Origin of the sequence: Ruegeria sp. HKCCA6707, from assembly GCF_013033515.1 — a bacterium.
Classification (GTDB): Bacteria; Pseudomonadota; Alphaproteobacteria; order Rhodobacterales; family Rhodobacteraceae; genus Ruegeria.
The window spans coordinates 72030-96347 of record NZ_WQEG01000009.1; the positions used below are offsets into that span (position 1 = coordinate 72030).

Below are 24318 nucleotides of genomic sequence, written 5' to 3' on the forward strand. Positions count from 1 at the left end.
CAGATAAGGCTGTTTCAGGATGAATTGAGGACAAATTGAAGGTCTGCGGCACCTCATTCACTAACAAATCCAGTGCCCCTGAAAGCGTGGCGTTACAACCACTTGAGGACCGGAAAAAACTCATACGATTCTGCGAAAAATAAACACAATAAATGTGGCGGAAAGTTGGCAAAGCTGCCTTAATTGCGTCTAACTCTATAACCTGATCGCTGAAATCAGGCGGCCATAGTCGGCTTCTTTGGCATGAGTCGAGCGCCGATATGAATAGAATCTGTCAGGGTCGGAATAGGTGCAATGGCGGGTCCATTCGGCGGATTTGACACCGGCCTCACGCAGTTTGTTCAAACCATATCCCGGCAGGTCGAATTGCAGGCGATCTCCGGTCCCGCCTGCAAAGAAACGGGCATTCTCAGGCGTCTCCATCATGAAGCTGTCCATGAGTTCCGGTCCGACCTCATAGGCGCGTTGTGAGATTGACGGTCCAATCACCGCGCAGGTGTTTTCGCGGCGAGCCCCCAGAGCCTCCATGGCATCAAGAGTAGCCTCCAACACGCCATCCAACGCGCCGCGCCATCCCGCATGTGCAGCGCCGATCACATTTGCGTCAGGATCAGCAAACAGAACAGGCTGGCAATCGGCGGTCAGAATGGTTAGCACAAGCCCTGGGGTGGCAGTGACAACTGCATCCGCTTTGGGTTTGTCACCGTTCAGGGGGGAATCAATAGTCACTACGGTGGGCGAGTGGACCTGATGCACGCCAACCAAGGCCTGCGGATCAACCTCCATGGCTTCCGCCACGCGTCGACGGTTCAGCGCGACAGCTTCAGTCTGATCCGAGGACCCAAGCCCGCAGTTCAAACCCGAAAAAATCCCCGAAGACGCGCCGCCGCGGCGGCTGAAGAACCCGTGACGGACGGGTGACAGCATATCCGAAGTCAGAATTTCCAAGGTCATGGTTCCAATCCCGGTGGTGGCGATGCGTGCTGGGGGTAGAGACCCAGTACTTTGAACAGGTTTCCCATTTCATCGGGATGCGTCAACCGTCGATGTGCTGCAATCAGACCATCAAGTGCCTCACCCGCCAAATTGGACGCCAGCGCTTGCGCGCGCGTAGTTATGCCCAGCCGTTCCAAGAACACACCTTGCGGTGTCAGGCGCGTATGGCAGCACCCATGCGCGCGAATGGTGGCCGCCAAGGGTTCGAAATCCACATGTGCGGTCAGGTCGGCTTGACCCGGGCGTTCCAGCGGGTCCGCACGCGTGTGGGCGCGCAGGGCCTGAAACGTATCGCCAAGCGAATGCCAGTCGCCATAGTCGATGATCAACCCCGCACCCCCATGCGAAGCGATACGGTTTGACAAGGTTTCGATGACGGGTCGCGCGGGGGTGCAAAGCTCAACCAGGTCTCCGTCTTCGGTGTTGTCCAGACGTGCTTGCAAAGCTGGTTGCGGCGCGGTTGCCCCCAAGCCAAAGCTCAGGGTCGTCCCGTTTGATCCAATCAGACGTTCGCGCCAGCTGTCGCCATCTTTCACGAATTGTCGGATCGGCAGGGCGTCAAAAAATTCATTGGCCACCATAAAGACAGGCCCGTCGGGCAAGGCGTCAAGCGTATCGATCCAGTCCGGGTCATAGCCTTTCAGTGTTTTGGCCTGAGCGGCACGCAAAACAGGCGAGGCTTCGAACAGCGTCACCTGCAAGGCTGCGTGAAAGCCGGGAACACCTCGGGTGGCACGCAATATGTCGGCCATCAGTGTACCGCGTCCGGGTCCAAGCTCCAGCAACACGCAGTCTTTCGGCTGCCCCTGATCCAGCCAGCATTGTGCCAACGACAGACCGATCAATTCGCCAAACATTTGGCTGATCTCAGGGGCAGTGGTGAAATCCCCCTTCTGCCCAAGCGGGTCGCGTGTGGCGTAATAACCGAACTTGGGGTGCATCAAACAGGTACTCATATATTCGGCAACGGTCATAGGGCCGTCTTGCGCGATACGTTCTATAAGGTGATCGAGCAAGCTCATGCGCGGGTGCGCGCCCTGAGAGCAAACCAAAGCCCGATGGCAATCATGGGCAGCGAAAGCAACTGCCCCATCGTCAGGCCATAACCGCCGACATGAAAAGCCAACCCCAGCGGGTTTCCTGGTGACACGAATTGGGCGTCTGGTTGGCGGAAAAATTCGACGATAAAGCGCGAGAGGCCATATCCCGCCAGAAACGCGCCCATGACAAGGCCTGGCTTGTGAAATGCACCACGCCGATAGGCGAGCCAGACCAGTAGGGCGCCCAGCAGCAGGCCTTCAAGCAAAGCCTCATAAAGCTGCGAAGGGTGCCGCGCGCATAGCCCCGCGACAACACCTGGACAGTCCTGTGCCGCCGCGCCGGGGAAAACAACAGCCCAGGGCAGTTCCGATGGGCGGCCCCAAAGTTCGGTATTGTTGAAATTGGCCAACCTGCCCAAAAACAGCCCGGGCGGCACGGTGTGGGCGACCAGATCCCCCATCGAAAGGGGCGGGATATTGTGGCGCTTGGCATAGACAAAGGCCACAACAATGACGCCCAGAAGGCCGCCGTGAAAGGACATCCCGCCTTGCCAGACTTTCAAAATTTCAAGCGGGTGGGAGAGGTAATAGGTGGGCTCGTAAAACAGAACGAATCCCAGCCGCCCACCCAGGATGACGCCCAGAATGATCCAGGTGATCAGATCTTCGACCTGACCGGGCTGCATCGGGGGTGTTTTGTCGGGCCATAAGTTCGGTCGCCGCAGCGCGATGATCGCCATTCGCCAGGCGATCAGAATGCCGACAATGTAAGCCAACGCATACCACCGCAGCGAAAACTGCATCCCGAACAGAGCGATCGAGAAAACTTCGGGCGATAGATCGGGGAAATTTAACACAGCCTGCATATGCGTCTCATTGCCCGGGCTTTGTGGGGCAAGTCAACCTTGAGCCCGGCGCTTTCTTTCCCCATATAGAGAGCAGCCCAGATTTCGGAGTGACACCATGCAGACCCGCAACAAGATTTTGGACGATGTTTCCCAACTGATGACCAACGCCATGGGCGTGGCGCAGGGCGCGCGGGAAGAGGCCGAAAACGCGATGAAGTCGATGATCGACCGCTGGTTGGCGGATCGTGATTTCGTCACGCGGGAAGAGTTCGATGCTGTGCGTGCCATGGCGCAGAGGGCGCGCGAAGAAAACGCGGCACTTGAGGCCCGCATCGCCGCGCTGGAAGCGAAGCTGGACAAATAGCACCTTCGCCTTCGGGTATTTCAAGTTTTTGGACAACGCTTCTGTCGCGCAATCGCACATGCGGTTGAGCGGTGAGGTGTAGTTTGACGCATCCCAGGATTTAATCAAGTCAAAGCTTCCTGCGGCGCCAATATTTTGGACGCCGTGTCCGGCTGTCCACAACTTATTGATGTTATCCCCAAGAAATGGGGTTGTCAGGCAAAGCAACCCGGCGCACCATATCTAGTACAAGCCAACGGGGGAAGCCCGGCTTGTTGAGCAGGCAACTAGCGCTGGGGCGCTGCCGACCCCAGAATGCTAGAGACTAGTGAGGTTGCATTATGGCCCTTTCCGAGCAGTTTCTCGAAGAAGACCTTCATCCGATCGATATTGTTGAACATCTTGCTGAACATCACGACTGGGATTTTGACCGGATCGGGGATGATCAGATCGCCATGGCGGTGGAAGGTCAGTGGCGCACTTATTCGATTACCCTGGCGTGGTCGAACTATGACGAAACACTGCGCATGGTATGCTCGTTCGAGATGGAGCCGCCGACCGAACGCGAGCCCCAGCTTTATGAATTGCTGAACCGCATGAACGATCAATGCTGGGCGGGGGCGTTCACCTATTGGGCCAACCAGAAACTGATGGTCTATCGCTATGGTCTGGTGCTGGCCGGTGGTCAGATGGCCAGCCCCGATCAGATAGACACGATGATCAACGCCGCCGTTCTGAGCGCCGAGCGCTATTACCCCGCGATCCAACTGGTAACCTGGGGGAACCGGTCTGCTGAAGACGCGATGCAAGTCGCCATTGCAGAGGCCTATGGCCGCGCGTAAAGCTTTGCCCCGAACCAACTGAGGAGAGGGGCAATCATGGACATGTCACGCGTCGCCGAACAGGGGCTGGTGCTTCTGGGATGCGGCAAGATGGGGTCGGCCATGCTCGCCGGTTGGCTAGATCATGGCCTTCCTGCGTCATCGGTCTGGGTGATCGATCCTTTTCCATCAGACTGGCTGAAAGCGCAGGGTGTCAATATCAACACACCCTTGCCCGAAGCGCCTGCAGTGGTGCTGGTCGCCGTGAAACCCCAAATGATGGGCGAGGCCTTGCCTGCCATCAAAGCGCTGGGCGGTGGTCGCAGCCTGTTCGTCTCGGTCGCAGCCGGCACCTCGATTGCCAGTTTCGAATCTGTCCTGGGCGGTGGCACCCCGATTGTGCGCGCCATGCCGAACACACCAGCTGCGATCCGGCAGGGCATCACCGCCTTGATTGGGAATGCGACCGCGTCCGATGCCGATATCGCGCTTGCGGAAAACCTGCTATCAGCCGTTGGTGAGACCGTCCGTTTGGACAGCGAAGCACAGATGGACGCGGTTACAGGGCTCAGCGGTTCTGGCCCGGCCTATGTCTTTCACCTGATCGAAACTCTGGCCGCGGCAGGTGAGGCCCAAGGGCTGCCCTCAGACTTGGCAATGCGATTGGCCAAAGCGACTGTTGCCGGGGCAGGGGCGTTGGCGGTGGCGGCTGAAGAAGACCCGTCGCAACTGCGGGTCAACGTGACATCGCCCAATGGCACGACACAGGCCGCGCTTGAAGTGCTTATGCACTCGGAGGATGGATTCCCGAACCTGTTGCACCGGGCGGTCAAAGCCGCCACAGACCGATCCAAGGAGCTTTCGCGTGAGTGAGATCAGTTTTGATGACTTTCTGAAAGTCGATATCCGTGTGGGTCAGGTCATCCGCGCCGAACCCTTTCCCGAAGCCCGCAAACCGGCGATCAAGATGTGGATCGATTTCGGGGATGAGATCGGTGAGCGCAAGACCTCGGCCCAGATCACGGCGCACTACGATCCGCAGGCATTAGTCGGAAAGCAAGTGATGGCAGTTGTCAATTTTCCGCCGCGCCAGATCGGTAAGTTCATGTCCGAGGTTCTGGTGCTGGGCTTGCCGGATGAGACGGGCGAAATCGTTCTGATCGGCCCAGATGGAGAGGTTCCGGTCGGCGGGCGGATGCATTGATGAAACTGTTCATCGCCCGGCCTATGACAGCAGCCGTCGAAGCTCGTGCGCGTACAGAGTTTGACGTCGAGTTTCGCGAAAACACTCAGCCTTTGACCGAGCAGGAAATGCTGCAAGCGCTGCACGAATTTGACGTGGTGGTGCCCACTTTGGGAGATCAGTTCTCGGCCCAGATTTTCGCGAAGGCAGATCAACCTCGATGCCGGCTGCTGGCCAATTTTGGTGTGGGTTTCAATCATATCGATGTGGTGGCTGCGCGGGCTTCGGGTATTGAGGTTACAAACACGCCCGGCGCGGTGACGGATGCCACGGCAGACATTGCCATGACGCTGCTTTTGACAACCGCACGGCGCGCGGGCGAAGGTGAACGCCTTGTGCGCAGCGGAAACTGGCAGGGTTGGCATCCGACTCAAATGCTGGGCCATCATGTGACGGGAAAACGGGTGGGCATTGTCGGGATGGGGCGAATCGGGCAGGCGATAGCCCGTCGTTGCCATTATGGGTTTGGCATGTCGGTCGGGTATTTCTCACGCAGCGCCAAAGAGCTGGACTTTCCTGCTGAGTTTTTAAGCGATTTGCGTTCCCTCGCGTCAAGTTCAGACTTTTTGGTCTTGGCTGTGCCCGGTGGCGCCGAGACCGAACACCTGATTGATGCCGATATTTTGGCGGCGATGAAACCGTCGGGCATTCTGATTAACATCGCACGGGGCGAAGTGGTCGATGAGGCCGCGCTGATTGAGGCGTTGCAATCGCGCCAAATCGCGGGGGCTGGCCTTGATGTCTATGAGTTCGAGCCGCGTGTCCCAACAGCGCTGAGCGATCTTGAGACGGTAACGCTGTTGCCGCATCTGGGTACCGCGACCGAAGAGGTGCGCTCGGGCATGGGACATATGGTGCTCGACAATGTCGCGGCCTTTATCGCGGGTCAGCCCTTACCCAATCCGGTCTGACCATCCATCGCTTCGCGCCAGTGTTTACGGCACAGCGAGACATAGGTCTCGTTCCCGCCGATCTGAACCTGCGCGCCTTCGGTGATTGCCTTACCGGCTTCGTCCTGACGGATCACCATGGTCGCCTTGCGCCCGCATTTGCAGATTGTGCGGACCTCTCGCATTTCATCAGCCAAAGCCAGCAATGTTGCTGATCCGGGGAAAAGTTTGCCCTGAAAATCGACCCTTAGACCATATGCAAGAACCGGAACGTTCAGCTCATCAACCGCCAGAGCCAACTGCCAAACCTGTTCTTCGGTCAGAAACTGAGCTTCATCGACGAAAACGCAGGCAACCTGACCTTGCGACAGGCGCGTGTTGATCATGCCGAAAATATCGTCGGTTGGTGTAAACGTGTCAGCCTGTTCGGATATCCCGATCCTCGATGCGATGCGTCCGGTGCCCGCGCGCCCGTCAATCGCCGCAGTCATCAGATAGGTGTCCATACCGCGTTCGCGATAATTGTGTGACGCCTGCAGCAACACGGTCGATTTGCCCGCATTCATGGTGGAATAATTGAAGTAGAGCTTGGCCATGATGGTGGTCTAATTGGCCTCATCCCGGTCGGCAAGACATCTCGTTTACCAGAATCGACGACGCCGCTGCTGGGATCCGGGCTGAGCAAAAGCTCTTTGGGGATGGATACCCGGTTCCTGCAACGACGGCGCCCGTGACCAAGAATTGGCCATACCGGCATGAAACTGAAAATTGTTCCATGCAAACTCTTTACCGGTTCGAAAAAAACCGCCACTCACTCACAAAATCCCTGCATCTCTGAGGGATAGCCAAAAGATGGCATTTCAATTACTAAATAAATATGGGAAATTTCCCTGCCCATTCCCCTGCACGGACAGGCCGGGGACGGGACGCAGGCAGTAAAGGTTAAAAAATGGCGGATATCGGGGCCTATCTGAAGAAGCATACAGAAGCACTTGTTAAGGACGTTGGCATTGAGGCCGCATGTGAGATAACCGGAAAATCCAAGGCAACTTTGGGTCGGTATTATTCGGACAATGCCGAGCACGCCGACAGGTTCATGCCAGTGGATTCGGTGGCCAAGCTTGAAAACGCAGCCAATTATCCGCATGTCACATCTGCCTTGGCTGATCTTAAGAACATCACTTTGTCTTACGACGGTCGCAACAGCAGCGAGCCACGCACCGGTGGTGTAAACTCGGACGTCATCGCGCTGAGCCAGCGTTTCGCGATGCTGATGACCGAATACCAGGCGGCAATCGAAGACGGGATCATCACCGTCAACGAAGCAAAGCGCTTGTTGAAAGAAACCAGCATGTTGCAGCAGGTTCTGATCGAGATGAAGCTGCACCTGGAAGAAGAAAGCGTGAGCTGAGCTTGCGGAATTTTCTAACCAGTCAGTTTGTATGGGTCATCCGTTTGCTTTCGGCATTAGACAGCTAGGAAAACCATACTTCCGACGAAGCGCCGATTTCGACTCTCCTAAGTCCGGGTAAGGCATTGCTATATTGATATCGAGATTTGAGTTCTGGCTTGGCGGCGGAGACCGGCGCGTCTTCACCTCACTCGCACCGTTTCACGATCACCGAACCCACTGAATATCCGGCGCCAAACGAGCAGATCAGACCGTGGTCGCCATCCTCAAGATCATCCGAGTATTTCGAAAACGCGATGATCGATCCGGCGGATGAGGTATTCGCGTAATCTTGCAGGATGTTGGGCTGTTCATCGGCCTCGGGTTCTCGGCCGAGAACCTTTTTGCCGATAAAGTCGTTCATGGTCTTGTTCGCCTGATGCAGCCACAAACGCTTGAGGTCGCCACTGGCAATCCCCTCGGACTCCATGTGATCTGAGATATGCTTGCTGACCATCGGCAGCACTTCTTTGAACACTTTGCGACCGTTTTGCATGAACTGCATATCGCGCCGGTCAACCAGACCATCTGGGCGTGACCTGCGCAGGAAGCCGTTGTTGTTACGGATATTGTTGGAAAACTGGGTGGCGCATCGCGTCGACAGGATCTCGAAATGTGGGCCTTGAGCGTCTTCGATGCGTTCGATCAGAGTGGCCGTTGCCACGTCGCCAAAGATGAAATGACAATCGCGGTCTCGCCATTCCAGATGGCCCGAGCAGATCTCGGGGTTCACAACCAGTGCTGCGCGGACCGAGCCGGACCGGATCATGTCAGCAGCGGCCTGGATACCGAAGGTCGCAGACGAACAGGCGACATTCATGTCGAACCCAAACCCGTCAATGCCGAGCGCCTGCTGGATTTCGATAGCGATCGCGGGATAGGCGCGTTCGTGGTTCGAGGCCGCGCAGATCACCAGATCGACATCTTCCGCGCGACGCCCCGCCTGCGCCAGTGCCTTGTTGCAGGCATCGACCGCCATCTCTGTCATGATGCCTGGGTCGTTATCGTCGCGCTGCCGTAGGCTTGGATGCATGATTTCAGGGTCCAGCACGCCGGATTTGTCCATCACATATCGGTTCTCGATGCCCGATGCCTTGACGATGAATTCCTCTGACGAGTGTTGCATCGGCTCGATTTCACCCGCAGCGATGGCTTGCGCGTTTTCGGCGTTCTTGCGGTCGGCATAGGCGTTGAACGCAACAACAAGCTCGGCATTGGAAATACTGCTCTGAGGTGTGAAAACACCGGTTCCAGTGATGGCTGGCGTATACATAGCGGGTCCTGAATTTTTCAGATTTGCTCAAAATGCAGTCACAGACCGTTTTGATCAAGAGATGTTGACCCAAGGGAATAGGGGTTTCCGGTCACTTTCGGCGTCGATTCTTGCCACGGAGCTCGAGCACGATGTGTTTGAAACGCAAAACCCCGGCACCGGGCCGGGGTCTTAAGTGGTTCTTGAGTTGATCGATCAGCCTTGCAAGGATCGAACCTCAACATCCCCTTCGGCCTGCGCCTTGATGGCCAAAGCAGCGGCATAGCTGGCCGCAGCGGTGGTGTAATAAGGGATCTTGTCATAAAGCGCGATAGAGCGGATCGAGCGGCTATCTTCGACCGCCTGCGCACCTTCGGTTGAGTTCATGACCAGCTGAACCCCGCCATCTTTCATCAGGTCTGTGACATCCGGGCGGCCTTCATAGACTTTGTTGACCACACCGCAGGGCACGCCTTCAGCGTCAAGCCAGCTTTGTGTGCCGCGTGTTGCGACCAGCTTAAAGCCCTGATCCACCAGAACGCGGGCGGCTTCCAGCATGTCTGCGCCTTTGTCAGCGTCCTTGATCGAGATAAAGGCGGTGCCCGACGACGGCAGGACCATGCCAGCCCCCATCTGCGCCTTCAGGAAGGCGCGGGGGAAGCTGCGATCCCAACCCATGACTTCACCGGTCGAGCGCATCTCGGGGCCCAGAATTGTGTCAACACCCGGGAAACGGGCAAAAGGCAGCACTGCCTCTTTGACCGAGAACCAAGGCATATCCGGGTCGGCCAAAGTCATTTGATCCGCAATCTTGGTATCATCAACCGTTTTATAGGCCGGGCGCATCGGGAAGCCGGACAGTTTCTCTCCGGCCATGACGCGTGCGGCGATTGAGGCGATGGCGCTGTCGGTGGCTTTGGCCACAAAGGGCACGGTGCGGCTGGCGCGGGGGTTCACTTCGATCAGAAAGATCTCGTCATCCTTGATCGCAAACTGCACATTCATCAGCCCGACCACGTTCAGCGCTTTGGCCAGTTTGAACGTTTGATCCTTGATCTGATCAATGATCTCTTTGGACAGCGAATAGGGTGGCAAAGAACAAGCGCTGTCGCCCGAATGCACGCCCGCCTCTTCGATATGCTGCATGATGCCGGCGACATGCACGTCAGCCCCATCACAAAGCGCGTCCACATCCAGCTCAACCGCTCCAGCCAGATAGCTGTCGAGCAGGACCGGGCTGTCGCCCGAAACCACCACGGCCTCGTTAATGTAACGCCGCAGTTGATCCATATCGCGCACAATCTCCATCGCGCGACCGCCCAGAACGTAAGAAGGGCGGATCACCAGCGGGAAGCCGATCTTTTCGGCGATCTCCAGCGCTTGTTCGTCGGTCGAGGCGATGCCGTTCTTGGGCTGTTTCAGCCCCAATTCATTGACCAGCGCCTGGAACCGTTCACGGTCTTCGGCCAGGTCGATGGCGTCCGGTGTCGTGCCCAGGATCGGGATGCCCTCGGCCTCAAGCGCGTTGGCCAGTTTCAACGGCGTCTGACCGCCGAACTGAACGATCACACCGTGCAGGGTGCCGTTCTCCTGCTCTTTGGTCAGGATTTCCATCACGTGCTCAAAGGTCAGCGGTTCAAAATACAGCCGGTCCGAGGTGTCATAGTCGGTCGAAACGGTCTCGGGGTTGCAGTTGACCATGATCGTCTCATAGCCCGCATCGGTCAGCGCAAAACAGGCGTGGCAGCAGCAATAATCGAACTCGATCCCCTGACCGATCCGGTTGGGGCCGCCGCCCAGAATGACAACCTTTTTGCGGTCACTGGGCCGCGCTTCGCATTCGACCTCGCCCATCATCGGGGCCTCATAGGTGGAATACATATAAGGTGTCTGCGCCTCGAACTCGGCTGCGCATGTATCGATGCGCTTGAACACGGCCGTCACACCCAGATTGCGCCGGGCGCGGCGCACATTCGCCTCATCCCGACCGGTCAGGTTGCCCAGACGCGCATCGGTGAAGCCCAGCATTTTCAGCTTGCGAATACCATCTTCGGTCATCGGCAGACCGTCTTTGCGGACTTGACGCTCGGCCTCGATGATCTCGCGGATGCGGGCCAAGAACCAGGGGTCGAACTTGGTGACGCCAAAAATCTCATCATCTGTCAAACCATGGCGCATGGCTTGCGCGATGGTACGCAGACGGTCGGGCGTTTGCTGGCTGATCGCTTTGATTACCGCAGCTTTATCATCGGCCTCTTCCCAAACACCGACGTTCAGGCCCGGGATTTCGATCTCATCAAAGCCGGTCAGCCCCGATTCCATCGAAGCCAGCGCCTTTTGCATGGATTCGTGGATCGTACGACCGATGGACATAGCCTCACCCACCGATTTCATCGCGGTGGTCAGGTACGGTTCGGACCCGGGGAATTTCTCGAAGGCGAATTTCGGGATCTTGGTGACCACATAGTCAATGGTCGGCTCAAACGACGCTGGCGTGACCTTGGTGATGTCATTGTCCAACTCATCCAGCGTATAGCCCACAGCCAGTTTTGCAGCGATCTTTGCAATCGGGAAACCGGTCGCCTTGGATGCCAGCGCCGAGGAGCGCGACACGCGCGGGTTCATCTCGATCACAACCATGCGGCCATCTTCCGGGTTGATCGCCCACTGTACGTTCGAGCCACCGGTCTCAACCCCGATCTCGCGCAGAACGGCGATCGAGCCGTTGCGCATGATCTGATATTCCTTGTCAGTCAGCGTCAGCGCCGGGGCCACGGTGATCGAGTCACCAGTATGAACGCCCATCGGGTCAACGTTTTCGATGGAACAGACGATGATGGCGTTGTCGGCGGTGTCACGCACAACTTCCATCTCGTATTCTTTCCATCCCAACAGGCTTTCATCCACAAGGATCTGGTTCACCGGCGACGCATCCATGCCCGAGCGGCAGAAATGGATATAATCCTCGCGGTTATAGGCCACGCCACCGCCGGTGCCGCCCAGCGTAAAGGCCGGGCGAATGATCGCGGGCAGGCCGATCTCTTCCAGCTCATCCAGCGCAATTTGCACGCCCGCATCCAGATCGGCGCTGCCGTCTTCTTTCTTAGGAGCCGTCACAATCGTGGCTTTGGGATTTTCCAGACCCAGCCGGTCCATCGCCTCGCGGAACAGCTTGCGGTCTTCGGCCATTTCGATGGCGTCGCGCTTGGCGCCGATCATCTCGACCCCAAACTCTTCGAGCACGCCCATTTCTTCAAGCGCGAGCGAAGTGTTCAGGCCGGTTTGCCCGCCCATGGTGGGCAGCAGTGCGTCGGGGCGTTCCTTTTCGATGATCTTGGCCACAACTTCGGGCGTGATCGGCTCAATATAGGTTGCGTCGGCCAGTTCCGGGTCCGTCATGATCGTCGCGGGGTTCGAGTTTACCAGAATGACCCGATACCCTTCCTCGCGCAGCGCCTTACACGCCTGAGCACCGGAATAGTCGAACTCGCAGGCCTGACCGATGACAATGGGGCCTGCCCCGATGATCATGATCGACTGGATGTCGGTTCTTCTCGGCATGGCCTTGTTCCTTTGATGTCTGCGAGTCAGGGCGCCGCCCCAGCGCCCAAATTGTCCTGCGTTATAGGGACCGGGCGAAAAGGTGCAAGGGGGATCGGAAACAGATGTGAAATTGCCGCTTTTCTGTCTTTTCTCGCGTCGCGTTTCTCTATATCGCGCAGCACGGCAAATGGAGAAGCAATTGCGCATTCGTTTCGATCAGGGACCAGCCGGCCGAGGAACCCGGTTTGCGCAGCCCATACGGATCATCTGTGCGGATTCTGCCCAAGAGGTGCCCCAGGCCCTGGCGGCGCTGGATCAGGCGCGTGCGGATGGGGCGTGGTTGGCCGGTTATGCCAGTTATGAGCTGGGTTATGTGTTGGAGCCACGGCTCGCCGAGCGCTTACCCCGAAAACGCCGCTTGCCGCTGCTGTGTTTCGGTGTGTTCGATACGCCGGACCGCGTTGACCTTTCGGGTGACTTCGGCGAGATCAACGGGTTCAAGCCGCGTTGGGATCAGCAAGGGTACAGCAAAGCCTTTCGTCAGGTCCACGATGCCATTGGCGCGGGCGATATCTATCAGGCGAACCTGACCTTCCCGATTGACCTTGAGGTCAAAGGCCACAGCGCCGACCTCTATACGGCGCTTGTCCAGTCCCAGCCGGTGGGTCATGGCGTGCTGATCGAACAAGACGGATTGCCTGACCTTCTTTGCCGCTCACCCGAGTTGTTTTTCCGCGCAGATGCCGAAGGGCGGATCGAAACGCGCCCGATGAAGGGCACGCAACCGCGCAGTGACGATCCGGTTGAAGATGAGCGCCGCCGCGCCTTTTTGGGGCGCGACGAAAAGAACCGGGCCGAGAACCTGATGATCGTTGACCTGTTGCGCAATGATATCAGCCGTATTGCGCTGGCCGGATCTGTTACTGTGCCCGAGCTGTTCAAGGTGGAAAGTTACGCGACCGTTCATCAGATGGTGTCGCTTGTGCAGGCACAATTGCGTCGCGGCATAGGGCTGTCGGACATCTTAACAGCACTATTCCCCTGCGGGTCGATCACCGGCGCGCCCAAAATCCGCGCGATGGAGATCCTGTCTGATCTGGAACCCTGGCCCCGCGATATCTATTGCGGCACCATCGGCTGGGCCGCGCCGGATGGGCGGTCGGAGTTCAACGTGGCGATCCGCACATTGATGGTTGAAAAGGGCCAGGCAACGCTGAACGTCGGCGGCGGTCTGGTCTGGGACAGCACAGCCACATCAGAATATGAGGAGGCGCTATGGAAAGCCCGCTTCGCGCGCCAACTGAGCCTGATTTCCGCCTGATCGAAACCTTTGCGTTTCGTCCTAGGCAGGGGGTGATCAGAGGCAACATGCACCTCGCGCGGATGGCGCGCACGGCGAAGGTTCTGTCCTTAACCTTTGACCTGGATGCTGCGCAGGCGATGCTGGATCGGATCGCAGGCGAGGCGCCATTGCGGTGCCGTTTAACCATGGATGTTTCAGGCCATTTCGAGCTCACTACCGCTGCCCTTGCAGATACTGCCTCCATATGGCGGCTGGCTCTTGCGCAAACACGCTTGCAGTCAGAGGACCCGTGGCTGCGCCACAAAACCACGCGGCGATCTCTCTATGACAAGGTGCGCGCGACGCTGCCGAAGGGCATTGATGAGGTTTTGTTTCTGAACGAACGTGGTGAACTTTGCGAAGGCACGATCACCAACCTGTTTCTTGAAATGCCCAATGGAACCCGTTTGACTCCGTCCCTAAGCAGTGGCGTGCTGCCAGGTATTCTGCGGGAAGAACTGCTGGAAAACGACGAATGGGCCGAGGCGGTTTTGACTTTGACTGATCTGAAACAGGCCCGAGCCGTATTCATGGGGAACGCTTTGCGCGGCCTGATCCCGGTAGAGATGGTGAACCTGTGAGCAAAAACGACACTATGGCAGAGCCCTTGGCCACGATGACGCGGCTGCGGTTCGAGTTTGGTCTGTTCTTCATCGCGGTACCCCTGGTAATTGCGGTGTTCTTTCCACCTGATTGGATGTTTCCGGCGCTCTTTGCCTTCACAGGCCTGGGAATCGTTCTGCTGCACGCCACGCCGGGTTTTGCCTGGGCCGAGCTGCGCTATGGCTGGGCCAACTGGTCGGTTGCAGAGTTGGGGGTGTTCGCCCTTGTTATTGCTGCTTTCTGTACAGTGCTGATCTATCTCACCCGGCCCGATGCTGCATTTTTCCTGCTCAAACACCGGCCCGAAATGCTGGCCTTTATCTGGGTCGGCTACCCGCTTTTGTCCGCATTGCCGCAAGAGCTGCTGTTCCGGCCGCTCTTTTTCCGGCGCTACCACGCCATTCTGCCCAAGGGGCGCAAAGCCGATCTGCTGAATGCGGCGGTCTTTTCCTTTGCGCACCTGATGTATTGGAGCTGGATCGTGGCGCTGATGACTTTTGCGGGCGGGCTGCTGTTCAGTTGGGCCTATCGCAAACGCGGCTCATTCTTTTACGCGGTTTTGCTGCACGCGATCGCGGGGAATATCATCTTTGCCGTTGGTCTGGGCATCTATTTCTATTCCGGCAACGTGCAAAGGCCGTTTTGATCCCGCGACCCGCCTTGACTTTCCAAGCCTGACAGGGTGTATCGGCGCGACGAATTCTGCGCCCGAAGGGATATGATCCATGCACGCCTATCGCAGCCACACCTGCGCCGCTCTGACCGCCGCCAATGTCGGCGAAACCGTTCGCCTGTCTGGCTGGGTGCATCGGGTCCGAGATCATGGCGGCGTGCTGTTCATCGACCTGCGCGACCATTTTGGTGTGACGCAGGTTCTGTGTGACGGCGACAGCGCAGCCTTTGCCGAGTTGGAAAAGGTTCGCTCGGAATGGTGTATCCGCATCGATGGCACCGTCAAGGCGCGTGATCCTGAGCTTGTGAACCCGAAACTGCCCACGGGTGAGATCGAGGTCTATGTGCGTGAGCTTGAAGTATTGGGCGCGGCGGATGAACTGCCGCTGATGGTCTTCGGCGATCAGGAATACCCCGAGGAAACCCGCCTGCGATATCGCTATTTGGACCTGCGCCGCGAGGCGATGCAACGCAATATGACCCTGCGGTCTGACGTCGTAGCCTCGATGCGCAAACGCATGTGGGATCAAGGGTTCCGCGAGTATCAGACGCCGATCATCACGGCATCCTCGCCCGAAGGCGCGCGCGATTTTCTGGTGCCTTCGCGCCTGCATCCCGGCAAGTTCTATGCGCTGCCGCAGGCACCACAACAGTTCAAACAACTGATTATGGTGTCGGGCTTTGACAAATATTTCCAGATTGCGCCCTGCTTCCGCGATGAAGACCCGCGCGCCGACCGCTCGCCCACCGATTTCTATCAGCTTGACCTTGAGATGTCGTTTGTCGAGCAGCAGGACGTGTTTGACACCATCCAGCCGGTTTTGACCGGCGTGTTCGAAGAGTTTGGCGGTGGCCGCAAGGTGGATCAGGACTGGCCGCAGATTTCCTACAAGGACGCGGCGCTGTGGTACGGCAGTGACAAGCCCGACCTGCGGAACCCTATTAAAATGCAAGTGGTCTCCGACCACTTCCGCGGGTCTGGCTTCGCGATCTTCGCGAAGCTGTTGGAGCAGGACGGCACCGAGATCCGCGCCATCCCTGCGCCGGGTGGCGGCAGCCGCAAGTTCTGTGACCGGATGAACAAGTTTGCGCAGCAAGAAGGCCTGCCCGGAATGGGTTATATCTTCTGGCGCGATCAGGGCGACGGGATGGAGGCCGCCGGTCCATTGGCCAAGAACATTGGCCCAGAGCGGACCGAAGCGATCCGGCAACAGCTGGGTCTGGGTGTTGGTGATGCAGCGTTTTTCCTGGGTGGCAAACCGAAAGCCTTTGAAAAGGTGGCGGGCAAGGCCCGTGATGTGATCGGTGAGGAGCTAGGTCTGACCGAGAAAGACCGGTTCGCTTTTGCCTGGATCGTGGATTTCCCGATCTATGAGAAGGACGAAGAAACCGGTGCGATCGATTTCGAACACAACCCGTTCTCGATGCCTCAAGGCGGGATGGAGGCGCTGAACGGTGATCCTCTGGACGTTCGTGGCTATCAGTATGACCTGGCCTGTAACGGGTACGAGCTGGTGTCAGGTGCAATCCGGAACCACAAGCCAGAGATCATGTTGAAAGCCTTTGAACTGGCGGGCTACGGCGCGGATGAGGTGAAATCCCGCTTTGGTGCGCTGTTCAATGCCTTTCATTATGGTGCGCCGCCGCACGGCGGCTGCGCTGCGGGGATCGACCGTATCGTAATGCTGCTGGCGGATGAGGCGAACATCCGCGAAGTCATGATGTTCCCGATGAACCAGCGTGCCGAAGACCTGATGATGGATGCGCCCTCAAACCCGACCTCGGATCAATTGATGGAGCTGGGGCTGCGCGTTATTCCGCAGGACTAGGCATCGGTTGACGCTCGAAAAGCGGACCGTTTCGCGAAATACGGAATACGCTGGCCCCCGGCCCGAGTCAGCGTATTTCAATGTCCACAGATTTCCGATTGTCCCGAATGCTACTTGCTGACGACCGGGTGCGACTATACGCCCAAAGACTAAGCAAGCTGGCGGTAATGAAATAGGCAGTGATCACCTCAGATCGCCTCCTGCCGCTCTAGGCGGTTCTGGACCAGCCCAGCGACGCGCGCCGCCATCGCCGTGACCGGAGCCCCTTTGGCCCGCGATGCGGCGAGTTGTTCTGCTGCCTCGGCCAAAATCTGATCTTCGGCGTCGCGGGCGACGCCCTGAAGAAACTGCACCGCGTAGTCCAGCGCGCGTGAAACCGTGGGACCCGCAAGAATGTCCGAGATGTGGGCCATATCATCCTGATAGGCCAGCCAATCCGGGCGGATGGGCTCGTCTCGGACATTGTGCAACCCGCTTGGGCGGCGATCTTCTGGCAAAAGTTCCAGGATCGTCTTTTGGAAATAGGCCAGTGATGTCAGGGGTTTGGATAGAAACCCGTCGGCCCCGGCCCGTCGCGCCGCCTCACTTGCGCCGTCGTCACCGGACAGGCCCAGAATGGCGCTGACACGGGGTACGGCGTGGGTCAGTTCGGCAATCAGGTCGGTCCCAGACCCGTCTGGCAGGCCGATATCAACGATGACCACAGAGGGGCGGTAGATCTGCAAATGACGCCGTGCAGAGCGCAAACAATCGGCCCTTCGGATGCGCGCGCCGCTGTGCAGGCACATCAGGCGGATCGCGTCGCAGGCATAGCGGCTGTCTTCGACCACCAGAATGGTCTGGCCCAGCAAGGGCCGCAGCGCTGTGGCAGCAGGGGTGGCGAGAGGGTCCGAATCGACCATGGCAGAACTCCTAATCAGCAGATGCCTTACGCTAGGAAATCCTGGCTGATACGAGGTTAACGGGCGATTTGGCGCACTTGTCCTTTGGTCTGACTGCCCCCATAACCGCTGTAACGCAGTACGGAGGACTACTCATGATCGGTCGCTTGAACCATGTTGCCATTGCTGTCCCAGACCTCGAGGCGGCTTCGGCGCAGTATCGCGATGCGTTGGGTGCAAAGGTTGGCGCACCGCAGGATGAACCCGATCACGGTGTGACCGTTGTGTTCATCGAATTGCCCAACACCAAGATCGAACTGCTCTATCCATTGGGCGAAAACAGCCCGATCAACGGTTTCCTCGAAAAGAACCCGTCAGGCGGCATTCACCACGTCTGTTACGAAGTCGAAGACATCATCTCAGCCCGTGACCAACTGAAAGCCAGCGGGGCACGCGTTCTGGGGACCGGAGAGCCCAAGATCGGTGCGCATGGCAAGCCCGTGCTGTTCCTGCATCCAAAGGATTTCAACGGCTGTCTGGTCGAGTTGGAAGAGGTCTGAGCCTATGACGATCACCGCCGCATTGGTTTTGTTTGCCGTCATCTGGTTCCTGACGCTTCTGGTCGTGCTGCCGGTTCGGATCAAGACCCAAGGCGATCTAGGCGACATCGTTCCGGGCACCCATGCGGGGGCGCCCGAAATCCATCACATGCGCAAAAAGCTGTGGATCACAACCGGTATCACTATTGTTTTGTGGGCCATCATCGCCGGGATCATCATCTCAGGTGTGATCTCGGTGCGGGATTTCGACTGGCTCAATCAGTTGGAGCCCCGCGACTAGCGTTGCGAGAGGGTGTGGTAGATATGGGTGAATGTGGCCGCGCCCATGATCGGAATGACCAGGTTTACAAACGGGATCGACAACGGGATCGCCATCAAGGTTCCGGCAACCCAAATCGTCGTGGCGTGTTTTGATCTGAGCTTTCGGGCTTCGACCCGCCCGATCCGACGCATCGCGGCGAGGGTGAAGTATTCGCGACCCAGCAAGAACCCGTTCATGGCCCAGAAGATGAACGGTGCCAGCGGTGTGAAAACCACGTAAAGCACCAGGGCCAAAAGGTTGGCCAGGATCAACACGCCCAAAAAGCCCAAGCTGTCAGACAGCGCGTCCCCGAAAGAGACACCGGGAACCTTTGGCAAGGACGGATAGTGCTGGTCTTCGACGGCCTGAGCGACCTCGTCGAGAAACATCGACGTAATCGCCGAGGCTACGGGCACCATCAAAAAGATAGGCAGGATCAGCACAAAGACGATGCCTGAATAGTTCAGCAGGTCGTTCAACCAAGGCACCGCACCAATCCAGGGGAGGGAAATCTCATTCCCGGCCAATTTATTGATCACCCAGATCGCGGCCGCACAGGACAGAACGAGCAGTAGGATGGTCAGTCCTACACCCCGCAGCAGAACCGAGCGAAATCTGGGATCGCCAATCTGACCCAAGGCCGCGAAAAACGCGTTTAGGATGGTCATTCGGAAACCCACTGTGTCAGAGCTGCTATGTCTGGGCGTGGGCGTTCGGGTGGGGCGACGCTTTCTGTGGCGATATGGATGAAGCCTGCAACGCGTTCGTTTTCTGCCAACCCCAATGCCTGCTGACAGAATGTGCGGTCATGGGATTGCCAGCCCGACAGCCAGTTCGCGCCCCAACCTGCAGCTAATGCTGCGTTCAGCAGGGCCAGACACACCGCGCCGGCGGAATAGGTCTGTTCCAGGGTAGGGATCTTTTCTGAAGGCTTCTGCACCTCGATCACAGCAACCGCTAGCTGTCCCAGATCGAACTGGCTGCGGGCTTTGGTAATCTCTTCTTCGGTCTTGCCCAAAGCAATCGCGCGTTCTTCGGTCAATTGTGCCAATCGTGGCATTGCGCCTTTTTCGAGAACGATAAACCGCCAAGGTTCAAGCTTGCCATGATCGGGGCTGCGCGCAGCTGCGGTTAGCAATGGCAACAGCTCTTCCCGGGTGGGCGCGGGGGCGACCAGTGTTTTGGCAGGACGAGACCGGCGCATCTGCAGAAATTCCAGTGCGGCAGGGTTCTTCAATGACATATGTTAACTTTCTTTACATGGCCCGCACATATGTTGGCCGGGCTATGCAGGGTTTCAAGGGTAAAGAGGTTGCAAAGATGCGAAAACGCAAGCTTGTCTATCGTTTTGCACGCGGTCTTAGCCGCCCTGCGCGTCAGTTTCCCGTATCTGATACACACCCTCTGGCAGGTCCAGCGCAGCGGCCAGGTCCCTGACCTGTTCGACGGACAGGGTGATCTTTTGCATCGTATCTGTGCGCGGGTCCAATTGCTCGATCGTGACGCATTCGGCAAAGCTGTTGATGACCACATCCTCTTGCAAGGGTTTTGGGCCTTCATCCACCAGCGTGACGACCGTCGAGTCGAATTCATGCTCAATCGAAAACATATGGGCACAGTGCCGCTCGAATTTCGGCAATGCAACCCGGGATTACAGAATATGGAGTGGCCGCCCCGAATTGGCCGCGCTATGTTGATCTGCCGAATGGGTCGAGCGAAAGGAAACGGAATGCGTCGTCTGGCTTTGTTGCTGGCTTTTGTGCTTGCGGCCTGTGACACATCCACTCTTGTACTGATACCGGCTGCGGAATGGCGGCCAAGTTCACCCGAGCTTCAGGTCAAAGCGCGTGAATTTGCCGAGGTAAGCCGTGCGGTTGGAGGAGCGGCCAGGCGCGAGTGTTTGCGCGCTTCATCGGATGAAAACTGTGACTTTGCCGTTTTTGTCGATCCGAACCCACGGGCGCAGGCTAATGCCTTTCAGACGCGCGACAAGATGGGTCGGCCGATCATCATTTTTACCCGAGCGATGCTGGAAGCCACGCAGAACGATCAGGAAATGGCCTTTGTGATGGGGCATGAGGCTGCGCATCATATTCTGGACCATATCGACAGGCAGCGGCAGAACGTGCAGGAAAGTGCCAGAATCTTTGGCGATATTGCACGTGATCAGGGTGAGAACGCCGCAGGGATAGAACGTGCGCAGGAAATTGGCGCAAATGTCGGGGCGCAAAGCTATGCGCAGCAGTTCGAGCTTGAAGCTGATCGGATGGGAGTGAACATTACCTATGCCGCCGGCTACAATCCCCTGATCGGAATGGCGTTCTTTCAGCGCATCCCAGACCCCGGCGATCAATTTTTGGCCTCGCATCCCCCCAATGCCGAACGCGAAGAGGCGGTTTTGAAAGCCGCCCGCTCACTGGGCTTGGTCCGATGAGCACAGTAACCCAGCTGGGTGTTGTTCTTAGCGATCGGGGATCGAAATACGCGGTCAGTGGCGGGCCTGTGTCCAGCCGCGAGGATGTCGATGCCTTGCTTGCTGAATCGAAAGGTGACAAGGCCTATGCCAAAGCCACTCATAACACCTGGGCCGCCATGCTACCCACTGGGGCGCTCAAGGCCGATGATGGTGAGGCAGGTGCGGCGATGGTCATCCTGCGTATGATGCAGCGCGAAGATCTGTCAAACCATGTGATCGTTGTAACCCGATGGTACGGTGGCAAAAAGCTTGGTGGAGACCGGTTTCGGCGGGTACAGGACGCGACGCGGGCCTACCTGGATAACCTCAAAAGCTGACTTGACCTGAATCAAAGCGTGCAAGTCCCGGCCCGCTAGGCTGTAGCTATCGGTGCGAACAGACAAGGGGAACCGCAATGACCGACCGACAGACACTGAAACGCCATGCTGAACTGGTAGATGACATGGCCAGCACGCTGGGTGTTGACCTGGAAGAGGCGACATTGCGCGGGGAGTTGGAATTCGGTGACATCGCGGATGCGGTACTCAGATGCACGCAGTGCCCCAACCCCGGTCACTGCCAATCGTTTCTGGCAGAAACTTCATCGGCGTTTCATACCCCGGACTATTGCCGGAACAAAGATTTGCTGGAACGGCTAACGGGCTAGAACAGGCAAATTCCATCAGCGGCTTCGCTAAAGATCTTTGTGCGATCCGTCACAAAGCGGCTGTGTCTTGCTGTGTTTGCATCCGCAAAAGAACACCTTCTTGTCTGCCTCAGCCGTATATTTTAGCGGTTCGAACCCGCTTCCTTTGTGCGAGCCATCGCAAAAGGGCTGGTTCGGAGATTTGCCGCACGAACACCAGAAATAGGTTTTTCCCTCGGTCACTTCGATAGGAAGCGGGGCTTTCTGGGCAATATGCGGTGTGTCTGACATTTGGCTTCTCCGTTCACTGGCTGATGTCTTTTCCACAGTTTAGTGCAGAGAATGCAATTGGGTAGCACAATCCGATGCGTCGAGAATTAGCGCGTATTCGCCATATTCACGAATTCGTGATTGTTATAGTTGCCAGCGCGGAATCCCAGACGTATCCTGAAATCAGCCCTGAAAAACCGGGCAATATCAGGAAAGTAATAAGGATCGACGGACATGAAACCCAAATTCGCTGCAATTTGTGCCACTGCATTAGTTCTGGCTGCTTGTGCTCAGCAAGAAGAGCCCGCTCCCGTGTATGTTCAACCAACTTTTGACAAAGCCGGGACAGCCAGTTGCCCAGCAGGTTACGATCTGGCCACAACCCAGGCTGGCCAAACAGTATGTAACCCGGTTACCCAGTAACCTCAAAGACGGGCGACTCGACTATGGGTCGCCCGCGACCTCACGCAATTCTTCGTTCCCCAACGGAGTGGTCTTTTGGGGTTCACTGCGCATAATGCCCACACATTTGAGGGGATGAGCGCATGCAGACTTTTTTTTCACGGCTAAGGGATAGAACCAGATGGAGCTGGCAAGGGCTGGTGAAAACCTATGCCGATGAACACTCTTTCAGGTCGTGGATTTGGTTGAATCTCGTTTCGGTAATTCTTGTCTTGGTGCTTCCCGTCAGCCCATCCCTGCGTGCGTTGATCCTTGTCTTGGGTATCCTGGTTCTTGTCGCCGAACTGTTCAACACTGCCATCGAACGCGCCGTTGATCACACCTCTCTGGATCATCATCCGCTTGCGGGTCAGGCGAAGGACGCGGCAAGTGCTGCGGTCGCTTTGACAGCGATTGCTGCAGGGGTCGCCTGGATCGTAGCGGTGGTTGGCCTCTTGTGACGATACTATTCAGGTATCGTTCGCGATGCGTCCCCAAAGGTCGTATTCGCCGGCCTCGTCCACCTCGACAGTGAGCATGTCGCCGGGCTTCAAATCTTCGAAACCTTCATCCACGAACAGATTGCCATCGATCTCGGGGGCGTCAGCTTTTGCCCGGCAGGTTGCGGCCTCGTCGTCGACCTCATCCACGATCACCTGTAACGTCTGACCCACCTTGGCCGCCAATTTAGCCTCGGAGATGGACTGCGCCTTTTCCATGAACCGGTTCCAGCGGTCCTGTTTGACCTCATCGGGAACATGATCAGGCAGGTCATTTGACCGCGCGCCCGCGACATTTTCGTATTGAAAACAGCCGACACGATCCAGCTGCGCCTCGTCCATCCAATCCAGAAGGGTCTGAAACTCGGCTTCTGTCTCACCAGGATATCCAACGATAAAAGTCGAGCGCAGAGTGATGTCAGGGCAGATCGCCCGCCACGCGGCGATCTCGTCTAGAGTTTTGGCCGCAGCCGCAGGGCGGGCCATGCGTTTCAGTACATCCGGGTGCGCATGCTGAAATGGAATGTCCAGATAGGGCAGCAGGTTGCATCTGGCATCGGCCATCAGAGGGATAAGGTCTCGCACATGCGGGTAGGGGTAGACATAGTGCAGACGGACCCAGGCGTCGAACTGACCCAGCTCGCGCGCCAGATCGGTAATATGGCTGCGCACCTCGCGATCTTTCCACGGGTTCACATCGTATTTACGGTCCAAACCGTAGGCCGAGGTGTCTTGCGAAATCACCAGCAACTCGCGCACACCGTTATCGACCAGCTTTTCGGCCTCACGCAGGATCGCATGGGCCGGTCGACTGGCCAGTTTCCCGCGCATATCGGGGATGATGCAGAACTTGCACTTGTGATTGCAGCCTTCCGAGATTTTCAGATAGCTGTAATGGCGCGGTGTTAGCTTGACGCCAGAAGACGGCATCAGGTCGATAAAGGGATCAGGATCGGGCGGAACGGCCGAATGCACCGCATCTAGAACCTGTTCATACTGATGTGGCCCAGTAACGGCGAGAATTTTGGGGTGATGCTCGCGGATGTAATCCGGCTCTGCCCCCAGACAACCTGTGACAATTACCTTGCCGTTTTCGGCCAAAGCCTCGCCAATCGCGTCTAAGGATTCCGCTTTGGCGCTGTCCAAAAACCCGCAGGTATTCACGATCACGGCATCGGCCCCTGAATAATCGGGTGAAATGCCGTACCCTTCCGCACGCAGGCGCGTCAAAATGCGTTCGCTGTCGACCAAGGCCTTCGGGCAGCCAAGCGACACCATGCCAAGGGTCGGCTTACCACGACGCGGCGTGTCGGTGATCTGGGCCGCAGGGGCCAGGTCGGGGCGGAGATTGGGTGGGTTCGAGCTCATGCTGCGGCGTATAGTAGGGAAAGC

General features: G+C 57.5%; 28 protein-coding genes. 16 read left to right on the plus strand and 12 right to left on the minus strand.

Features of this window, described 5'->3' with window-relative positions; genetic code table 11:
- Window positions 1-195: 195 nt before the first annotated feature.
- The 3 genes from pgeF to lgt are packed head-to-tail and all read right to left on the minus strand — an operon-like array spanning window position 196 to window position 2902.
- A complete protein-coding gene (pgeF, locus tag GOW40_RS18155; protein ID WP_171133263.1) occupies window positions 196-954 on the minus strand; it encodes a peptidoglycan editing factor PgeF in 759 nt (252 codons plus the stop codon).
- Window positions 951-2018: a class I SAM-dependent methyltransferase gene (locus GOW40_RS18160; protein ID WP_171133262.1), complete on the minus strand. Its 1068-nt coding sequence runs from the start codon at window positions 2016-2018 to the stop codon at window positions 951-953. The genes pgeF and GOW40_RS18160 overlap by 4 nt, the downstream gene beginning before the upstream one ends.
- A complete protein-coding gene (gene lgt, locus GOW40_RS18165) occupies window positions 2015-2902 on the minus strand; it encodes a prolipoprotein diacylglyceryl transferase (RefSeq protein WP_171133261.1) in 888 nt (295 codons plus the stop codon). Before lgt ends, GOW40_RS18160 begins: the two co-directional genes overlap by 4 nt.
- 97 nt (window positions 2903-2999) lie before the next feature.
- Between lgt and GOW40_RS18170 the strand changes: the two genes are divergently transcribed.
- The 5 genes from GOW40_RS18170 to GOW40_RS18190 all read left to right on the plus strand — a co-directional run bounded on the left by GOW40_RS18170 (window position 3000) and on the right by GOW40_RS18190 (window position 6202).
- Complete coding sequence (locus GOW40_RS18170) at window positions 3000-3248, plus strand: accessory factor UbiK family protein (protein ID WP_171133260.1); 249 nt, start codon at window positions 3000-3002, stop codon at window positions 3246-3248.
- Window positions 3249-3568: 320 nt separating this feature from the next.
- Window positions 3569-4069 carry a YbjN domain-containing protein gene (locus tag GOW40_RS18175; protein ID WP_171101777.1) on the plus strand — a complete coding sequence of 167 codons (501 nt, stop codon included), beginning with the start codon at window positions 3569-3571 and terminating at the stop codon, window positions 4067-4069.
- Window positions 4070-4105: 36 nt separating this feature from the next.
- On the plus strand, window positions 4106-4921 hold the full coding sequence (proC, locus tag GOW40_RS18180; RefSeq protein WP_171133259.1) for a pyrroline-5-carboxylate reductase: 816 nt from the start codon (window positions 4106-4108) through the stop codon (window positions 4919-4921).
- Window positions 4914-5252 carry a tRNA-binding protein gene (locus GOW40_RS18185; protein WP_171101779.1) on the plus strand — a complete coding sequence of 113 codons (339 nt, stop codon included), beginning with the start codon at window positions 4914-4916 and terminating at the stop codon, window positions 5250-5252. Before proC ends, GOW40_RS18185 begins: the two co-directional genes overlap by 8 nt.
- Complete coding sequence (locus tag GOW40_RS18190; RefSeq protein WP_171133258.1) at window positions 5252-6202, plus strand: D-glycerate dehydrogenase; 951 nt, start codon at window positions 5252-5254, stop codon at window positions 6200-6202. The genes GOW40_RS18185 and GOW40_RS18190 overlap by 1 nt, the downstream gene beginning before the upstream one ends.
- Here the strand turns inward: GOW40_RS18190 and GOW40_RS18195 are convergent.
- Window positions 6178-6777 (minus strand): thymidine kinase, encoded by a 600-nt coding sequence (locus GOW40_RS18195; RefSeq protein WP_171133257.1) that lies wholly within the window; start codon window positions 6775-6777, stop codon window positions 6178-6180. The two genes, GOW40_RS18190 and GOW40_RS18195, sit on opposite strands and share 25 nt — an antisense overlap.
- 353 nt (window positions 6778-7130) lie before the next feature.
- On the opposite strand from GOW40_RS18195, the gene GOW40_RS18200 reads away from it, so the two are divergent.
- Window positions 7131-7592: a hypothetical protein gene (locus tag GOW40_RS18200; protein ID WP_171101782.1), complete on the plus strand. Its 462-nt coding sequence runs from the start codon at window positions 7131-7133 to the stop codon at window positions 7590-7592.
- Window positions 7593-7779: 187 nt separating this feature from the next.
- Here GOW40_RS18200 and GOW40_RS18205 read toward each other — a convergent pair whose 3' ends face one another.
- Both GOW40_RS18205 and carB read right to left on the minus strand, forming a co-directional pair.
- Window positions 7780-8904 carry a beta-ketoacyl-ACP synthase III gene (locus tag GOW40_RS18205; protein ID WP_171133256.1) on the minus strand — a complete coding sequence of 375 codons (1125 nt, stop codon included), beginning with the start codon at window positions 8902-8904 and terminating at the stop codon, window positions 7780-7782.
- Window positions 8905-9099: 195 nt separating this feature from the next.
- The gene (gene carB, locus GOW40_RS18210; protein WP_171133255.1) at window positions 9100-12444 is read right to left on the minus strand and encodes a carbamoyl-phosphate synthase large subunit; all 3345 of its coding nucleotides are present in this window, start codon (window positions 12442-12444) and stop codon (window positions 9100-9102) included.
- Between the two features lie 169 nt (window positions 12445-12613).
- Between carB and GOW40_RS18215 the strand changes: the two genes are divergently transcribed.
- From GOW40_RS18215 to aspS, 4 genes are all read left to right on the plus strand, one after another.
- Window positions 12614-13747 (plus strand): aminodeoxychorismate synthase component I, encoded by a 1134-nt coding sequence (locus tag GOW40_RS18215; protein ID WP_171133254.1) that lies wholly within the window; start codon window positions 12614-12616, stop codon window positions 13745-13747.
- A complete protein-coding gene (locus GOW40_RS18220) occupies window positions 13702-14349 on the plus strand; it encodes an aminotransferase class IV family protein (RefSeq protein WP_171133253.1) in 648 nt (215 codons plus the stop codon). The genes GOW40_RS18215 and GOW40_RS18220 overlap by 46 nt, the downstream gene beginning before the upstream one ends.
- Complete coding sequence (locus tag GOW40_RS18225; protein WP_371731867.1) at window positions 14346-15017, plus strand: CPBP family intramembrane glutamic endopeptidase; 672 nt, start codon at window positions 14346-14348, stop codon at window positions 15015-15017. The genes GOW40_RS18220 and GOW40_RS18225 overlap by 4 nt, the downstream gene beginning before the upstream one ends.
- Before the next feature lie 79 nt (window positions 15018-15096).
- Window positions 15097-16872: an aspartate--tRNA ligase gene (aspS, locus tag GOW40_RS18230; protein ID WP_171133252.1), complete on the plus strand. Its 1776-nt coding sequence runs from the start codon at window positions 15097-15099 to the stop codon at window positions 16870-16872.
- A gap of 188 nt (window positions 16873-17060) precedes the next feature.
- Here the strand turns inward: aspS and GOW40_RS18235 are convergent, their stop codons facing one another.
- The gene (locus GOW40_RS18235; protein ID WP_171231113.1) at window positions 17061-17774 is read right to left on the minus strand and encodes a response regulator; all 714 of its coding nucleotides are present in this window, start codon (window positions 17772-17774) and stop codon (window positions 17061-17063) included.
- A gap of 134 nt (window positions 17775-17908) precedes the next feature.
- On the opposite strand from GOW40_RS18235, the gene mce reads away from it, so the two are divergent.
- The gene (mce, locus tag GOW40_RS18240; protein ID WP_171133250.1) at window positions 17909-18313 is read left to right on the plus strand and encodes a methylmalonyl-CoA epimerase; all 405 of its coding nucleotides are present in this window, start codon (window positions 17909-17911) and stop codon (window positions 18311-18313) included.
- 4 nt (window positions 18314-18317) lie between these two features.
- Window positions 18318-18593: a DUF1467 family protein gene (locus tag GOW40_RS18245; protein ID WP_171101790.1), complete on the plus strand. Its 276-nt coding sequence runs from the start codon at window positions 18318-18320 to the stop codon at window positions 18591-18593.
- Here GOW40_RS18245 and GOW40_RS18250 read toward each other — a convergent pair.
- From GOW40_RS18250 to GOW40_RS18260, 3 genes are all read right to left on the minus strand, one after another.
- A complete protein-coding gene (locus tag GOW40_RS18250; RefSeq protein ID WP_171133249.1) occupies window positions 18590-19282 on the minus strand; it encodes an EI24 domain-containing protein in 693 nt (230 codons plus the stop codon). The two genes, GOW40_RS18245 and GOW40_RS18250, sit on opposite strands and share 4 nt — an antisense overlap.
- Window positions 19279-19857 (minus strand): nitroreductase family protein, encoded by a 579-nt coding sequence (locus GOW40_RS18255; RefSeq protein WP_171133248.1) that lies wholly within the window; start codon window positions 19855-19857, stop codon window positions 19279-19281. The genes GOW40_RS18250 and GOW40_RS18255 overlap by 4 nt, the downstream gene beginning before the upstream one ends.
- 117 nt (window positions 19858-19974) lie before the next feature.
- Complete coding sequence (locus tag GOW40_RS18260; RefSeq protein WP_171101793.1) at window positions 19975-20223, minus strand: hypothetical protein; 249 nt, start codon at window positions 20221-20223, stop codon at window positions 19975-19977.
- Between the two features lie 120 nt (window positions 20224-20343).
- On the opposite strand from GOW40_RS18260, the gene GOW40_RS18265 reads away from it, so the two are divergent.
- The 3 genes from GOW40_RS18265 (at window position 20344) to GOW40_RS18275 (ending at window position 21736) form a co-directional block, all read left to right on the plus strand.
- Complete coding sequence (locus GOW40_RS18265; RefSeq protein WP_171133247.1) at window positions 20344-21048, plus strand: M48 family metallopeptidase; 705 nt, start codon at window positions 20344-20346, stop codon at window positions 21046-21048.
- Window positions 21045-21407, plus strand: coding sequence for a YigZ family protein (locus tag GOW40_RS18270; protein WP_171136686.1), 363 nt, complete (start codon window positions 21045-21047; stop codon window positions 21405-21407). The genes GOW40_RS18265 and GOW40_RS18270 overlap by 4 nt, the downstream gene beginning before the upstream one ends.
- 77 nt (window positions 21408-21484) lie before the next feature.
- On the plus strand, window positions 21485-21736 hold the full coding sequence (locus GOW40_RS18275; protein WP_171133246.1) for a DUF6455 family protein: 252 nt from the start codon (window positions 21485-21487) through the stop codon (window positions 21734-21736).
- Between the two features lie 27 nt (window positions 21737-21763).
- Here the strand turns inward: GOW40_RS18275 and GOW40_RS18280 are convergent, their stop codons facing one another.
- Window positions 21764-22006: a CDGSH iron-sulfur domain-containing protein gene (locus GOW40_RS18280; protein WP_171133245.1), complete on the minus strand. Its 243-nt coding sequence runs from the start codon at window positions 22004-22006 to the stop codon at window positions 21764-21766.
- Window positions 22007-22530: 524 nt separating this feature from the next.
- Here GOW40_RS18280 and GOW40_RS18285 point away from each other — a divergent pair.
- Window positions 22531-22887: a diacylglycerol kinase gene (locus GOW40_RS18285; RefSeq protein ID WP_171101798.1), complete on the plus strand. Its 357-nt coding sequence runs from the start codon at window positions 22531-22533 to the stop codon at window positions 22885-22887.
- Between the two features lie 9 nt (window positions 22888-22896).
- Here the strand turns inward: GOW40_RS18285 and rimO are convergent, their stop codons facing one another.
- Complete coding sequence (rimO, locus tag GOW40_RS18290) at window positions 22897-24294, minus strand: 30S ribosomal protein S12 methylthiotransferase RimO (protein ID WP_171133244.1); 1398 nt, start codon at window positions 24292-24294, stop codon at window positions 22897-22899.
- Window positions 24295-24318 lie beyond the last annotated feature (24 nt).

Bases quoted from the DNA above. Each gene is read 5' to 3' on its own strand.
- GOW40_RS18200 (WP_171101782.1), top strand. From the start codon at position 7,131: ATGGCGGATATCGGGGCCTATCTGAAGAAGCATACAGAAGCACTTGTT.
- GOW40_RS18190 (WP_171133258.1), top strand. From the start codon at position 5,252: ATGAAACTGTTCATCGCCCGGCCTATGACAGCAGCCGTCGAAGCTCGT.
- pgeF (WP_171133263.1), bottom strand. From the start codon at position 954: ATGACCTTGGAAATTCTGACTTCGGATATGCTGTCACCCGTCCGTCAC.
- GOW40_RS18255 (WP_171133248.1), bottom strand. From the start codon at position 19,857: ATGTCATTGAAGAACCCTGCCGCACTGGAATTTCTGCAGATGCGCCGG.
- GOW40_RS18205 (WP_171133256.1), bottom strand. From the start codon at position 8,904: ATGTATACGCCAGCCATCACTGGAACCGGTGTTTTCACACCTCAGAGC.
- GOW40_RS18285 (WP_171101798.1), top strand. From the start codon at position 22,531: ATGCAGACTTTTTTTTCACGGCTAAGGGATAGAACCAGATGGAGCTGG.
- GOW40_RS18245 (WP_171101790.1), top strand. From the start codon at position 18,318: ATGACGATCACCGCCGCATTGGTTTTGTTTGCCGTCATCTGGTTCCTG.
- GOW40_RS18270 (WP_171136686.1), top strand. From the start codon at position 21,045: ATGAGCACAGTAACCCAGCTGGGTGTTGTTCTTAGCGATCGGGGATCG.
- GOW40_RS18175 (WP_171101777.1), top strand. From the start codon at position 3,569: ATGGCCCTTTCCGAGCAGTTTCTCGAAGAAGACCTTCATCCGATCGAT.
- GOW40_RS18265 (WP_171133247.1), top strand. From the start codon at position 20,344: ATGCGTCGTCTGGCTTTGTTGCTGGCTTTTGTGCTTGCGGCCTGTGAC.
- GOW40_RS18215 (WP_171133254.1), top strand. From the start codon at position 12,614: ATGGAGAAGCAATTGCGCATTCGTTTCGATCAGGGACCAGCCGGCCGA.
- aspS (WP_171133252.1), top strand. From the start codon at position 15,097: ATGCACGCCTATCGCAGCCACACCTGCGCCGCTCTGACCGCCGCCAAT.
- GOW40_RS18220 (WP_171133253.1), top strand. From the start codon at position 13,702: ATGGAAAGCCCGCTTCGCGCGCCAACTGAGCCTGATTTCCGCCTGATC.
- mce (WP_171133250.1), top strand. From the start codon at position 17,909: ATGATCGGTCGCTTGAACCATGTTGCCATTGCTGTCCCAGACCTCGAG.
- lgt (WP_171133261.1), bottom strand. From the start codon at position 2,902: ATGCAGGCTGTGTTAAATTTCCCCGATCTATCGCCCGAAGTTTTCTCG.
- GOW40_RS18280 (WP_171133245.1), bottom strand. From the start codon at position 22,006: ATGTCAGACACACCGCATATTGCCCAGAAAGCCCCGCTTCCTATCGAA.
- rimO (WP_171133244.1), bottom strand. From the start codon at position 24,294: ATGAGCTCGAACCCACCCAATCTCCGCCCCGACCTGGCCCCTGCGGCC.
- carB (WP_171133255.1), bottom strand. From the start codon at position 12,444: ATGCCGAGAAGAACCGACATCCAGTCGATCATGATCATCGGGGCAGGC.
- GOW40_RS18250 (WP_171133249.1), bottom strand. From the start codon at position 19,282: ATGACCATCCTAAACGCGTTTTTCGCGGCCTTGGGTCAGATTGGCGAT.
- GOW40_RS18195 (WP_171133257.1), bottom strand. From the start codon at position 6,777: ATGGCCAAGCTCTACTTCAATTATTCCACCATGAATGCGGGCAAATCG.
- GOW40_RS18260 (WP_171101793.1), bottom strand. From the start codon at position 20,223: ATGTTTTCGATTGAGCATGAATTCGACTCGACGGTCGTCACGCTGGTG.
- GOW40_RS18160 (WP_171133262.1), bottom strand. From the start codon at position 2,018: ATGAGCTTGCTCGATCACCTTATAGAACGTATCGCGCAAGACGGCCCT.
- GOW40_RS18235 (WP_171231113.1), bottom strand. From the start codon at position 17,774: ATGGTCGATTCGGACCCTCTCGCCACCCCTGCTGCCACAGCGCTGCGG.
- proC (WP_171133259.1), top strand. From the start codon at position 4,106: ATGGACATGTCACGCGTCGCCGAACAGGGGCTGGTGCTTCTGGGATGC.
- GOW40_RS18275 (WP_171133246.1), top strand. From the start codon at position 21,485: ATGACCGACCGACAGACACTGAAACGCCATGCTGAACTGGTAGATGAC.
- GOW40_RS18170 (WP_171133260.1), top strand. From the start codon at position 3,000: ATGCAGACCCGCAACAAGATTTTGGACGATGTTTCCCAACTGATGACC.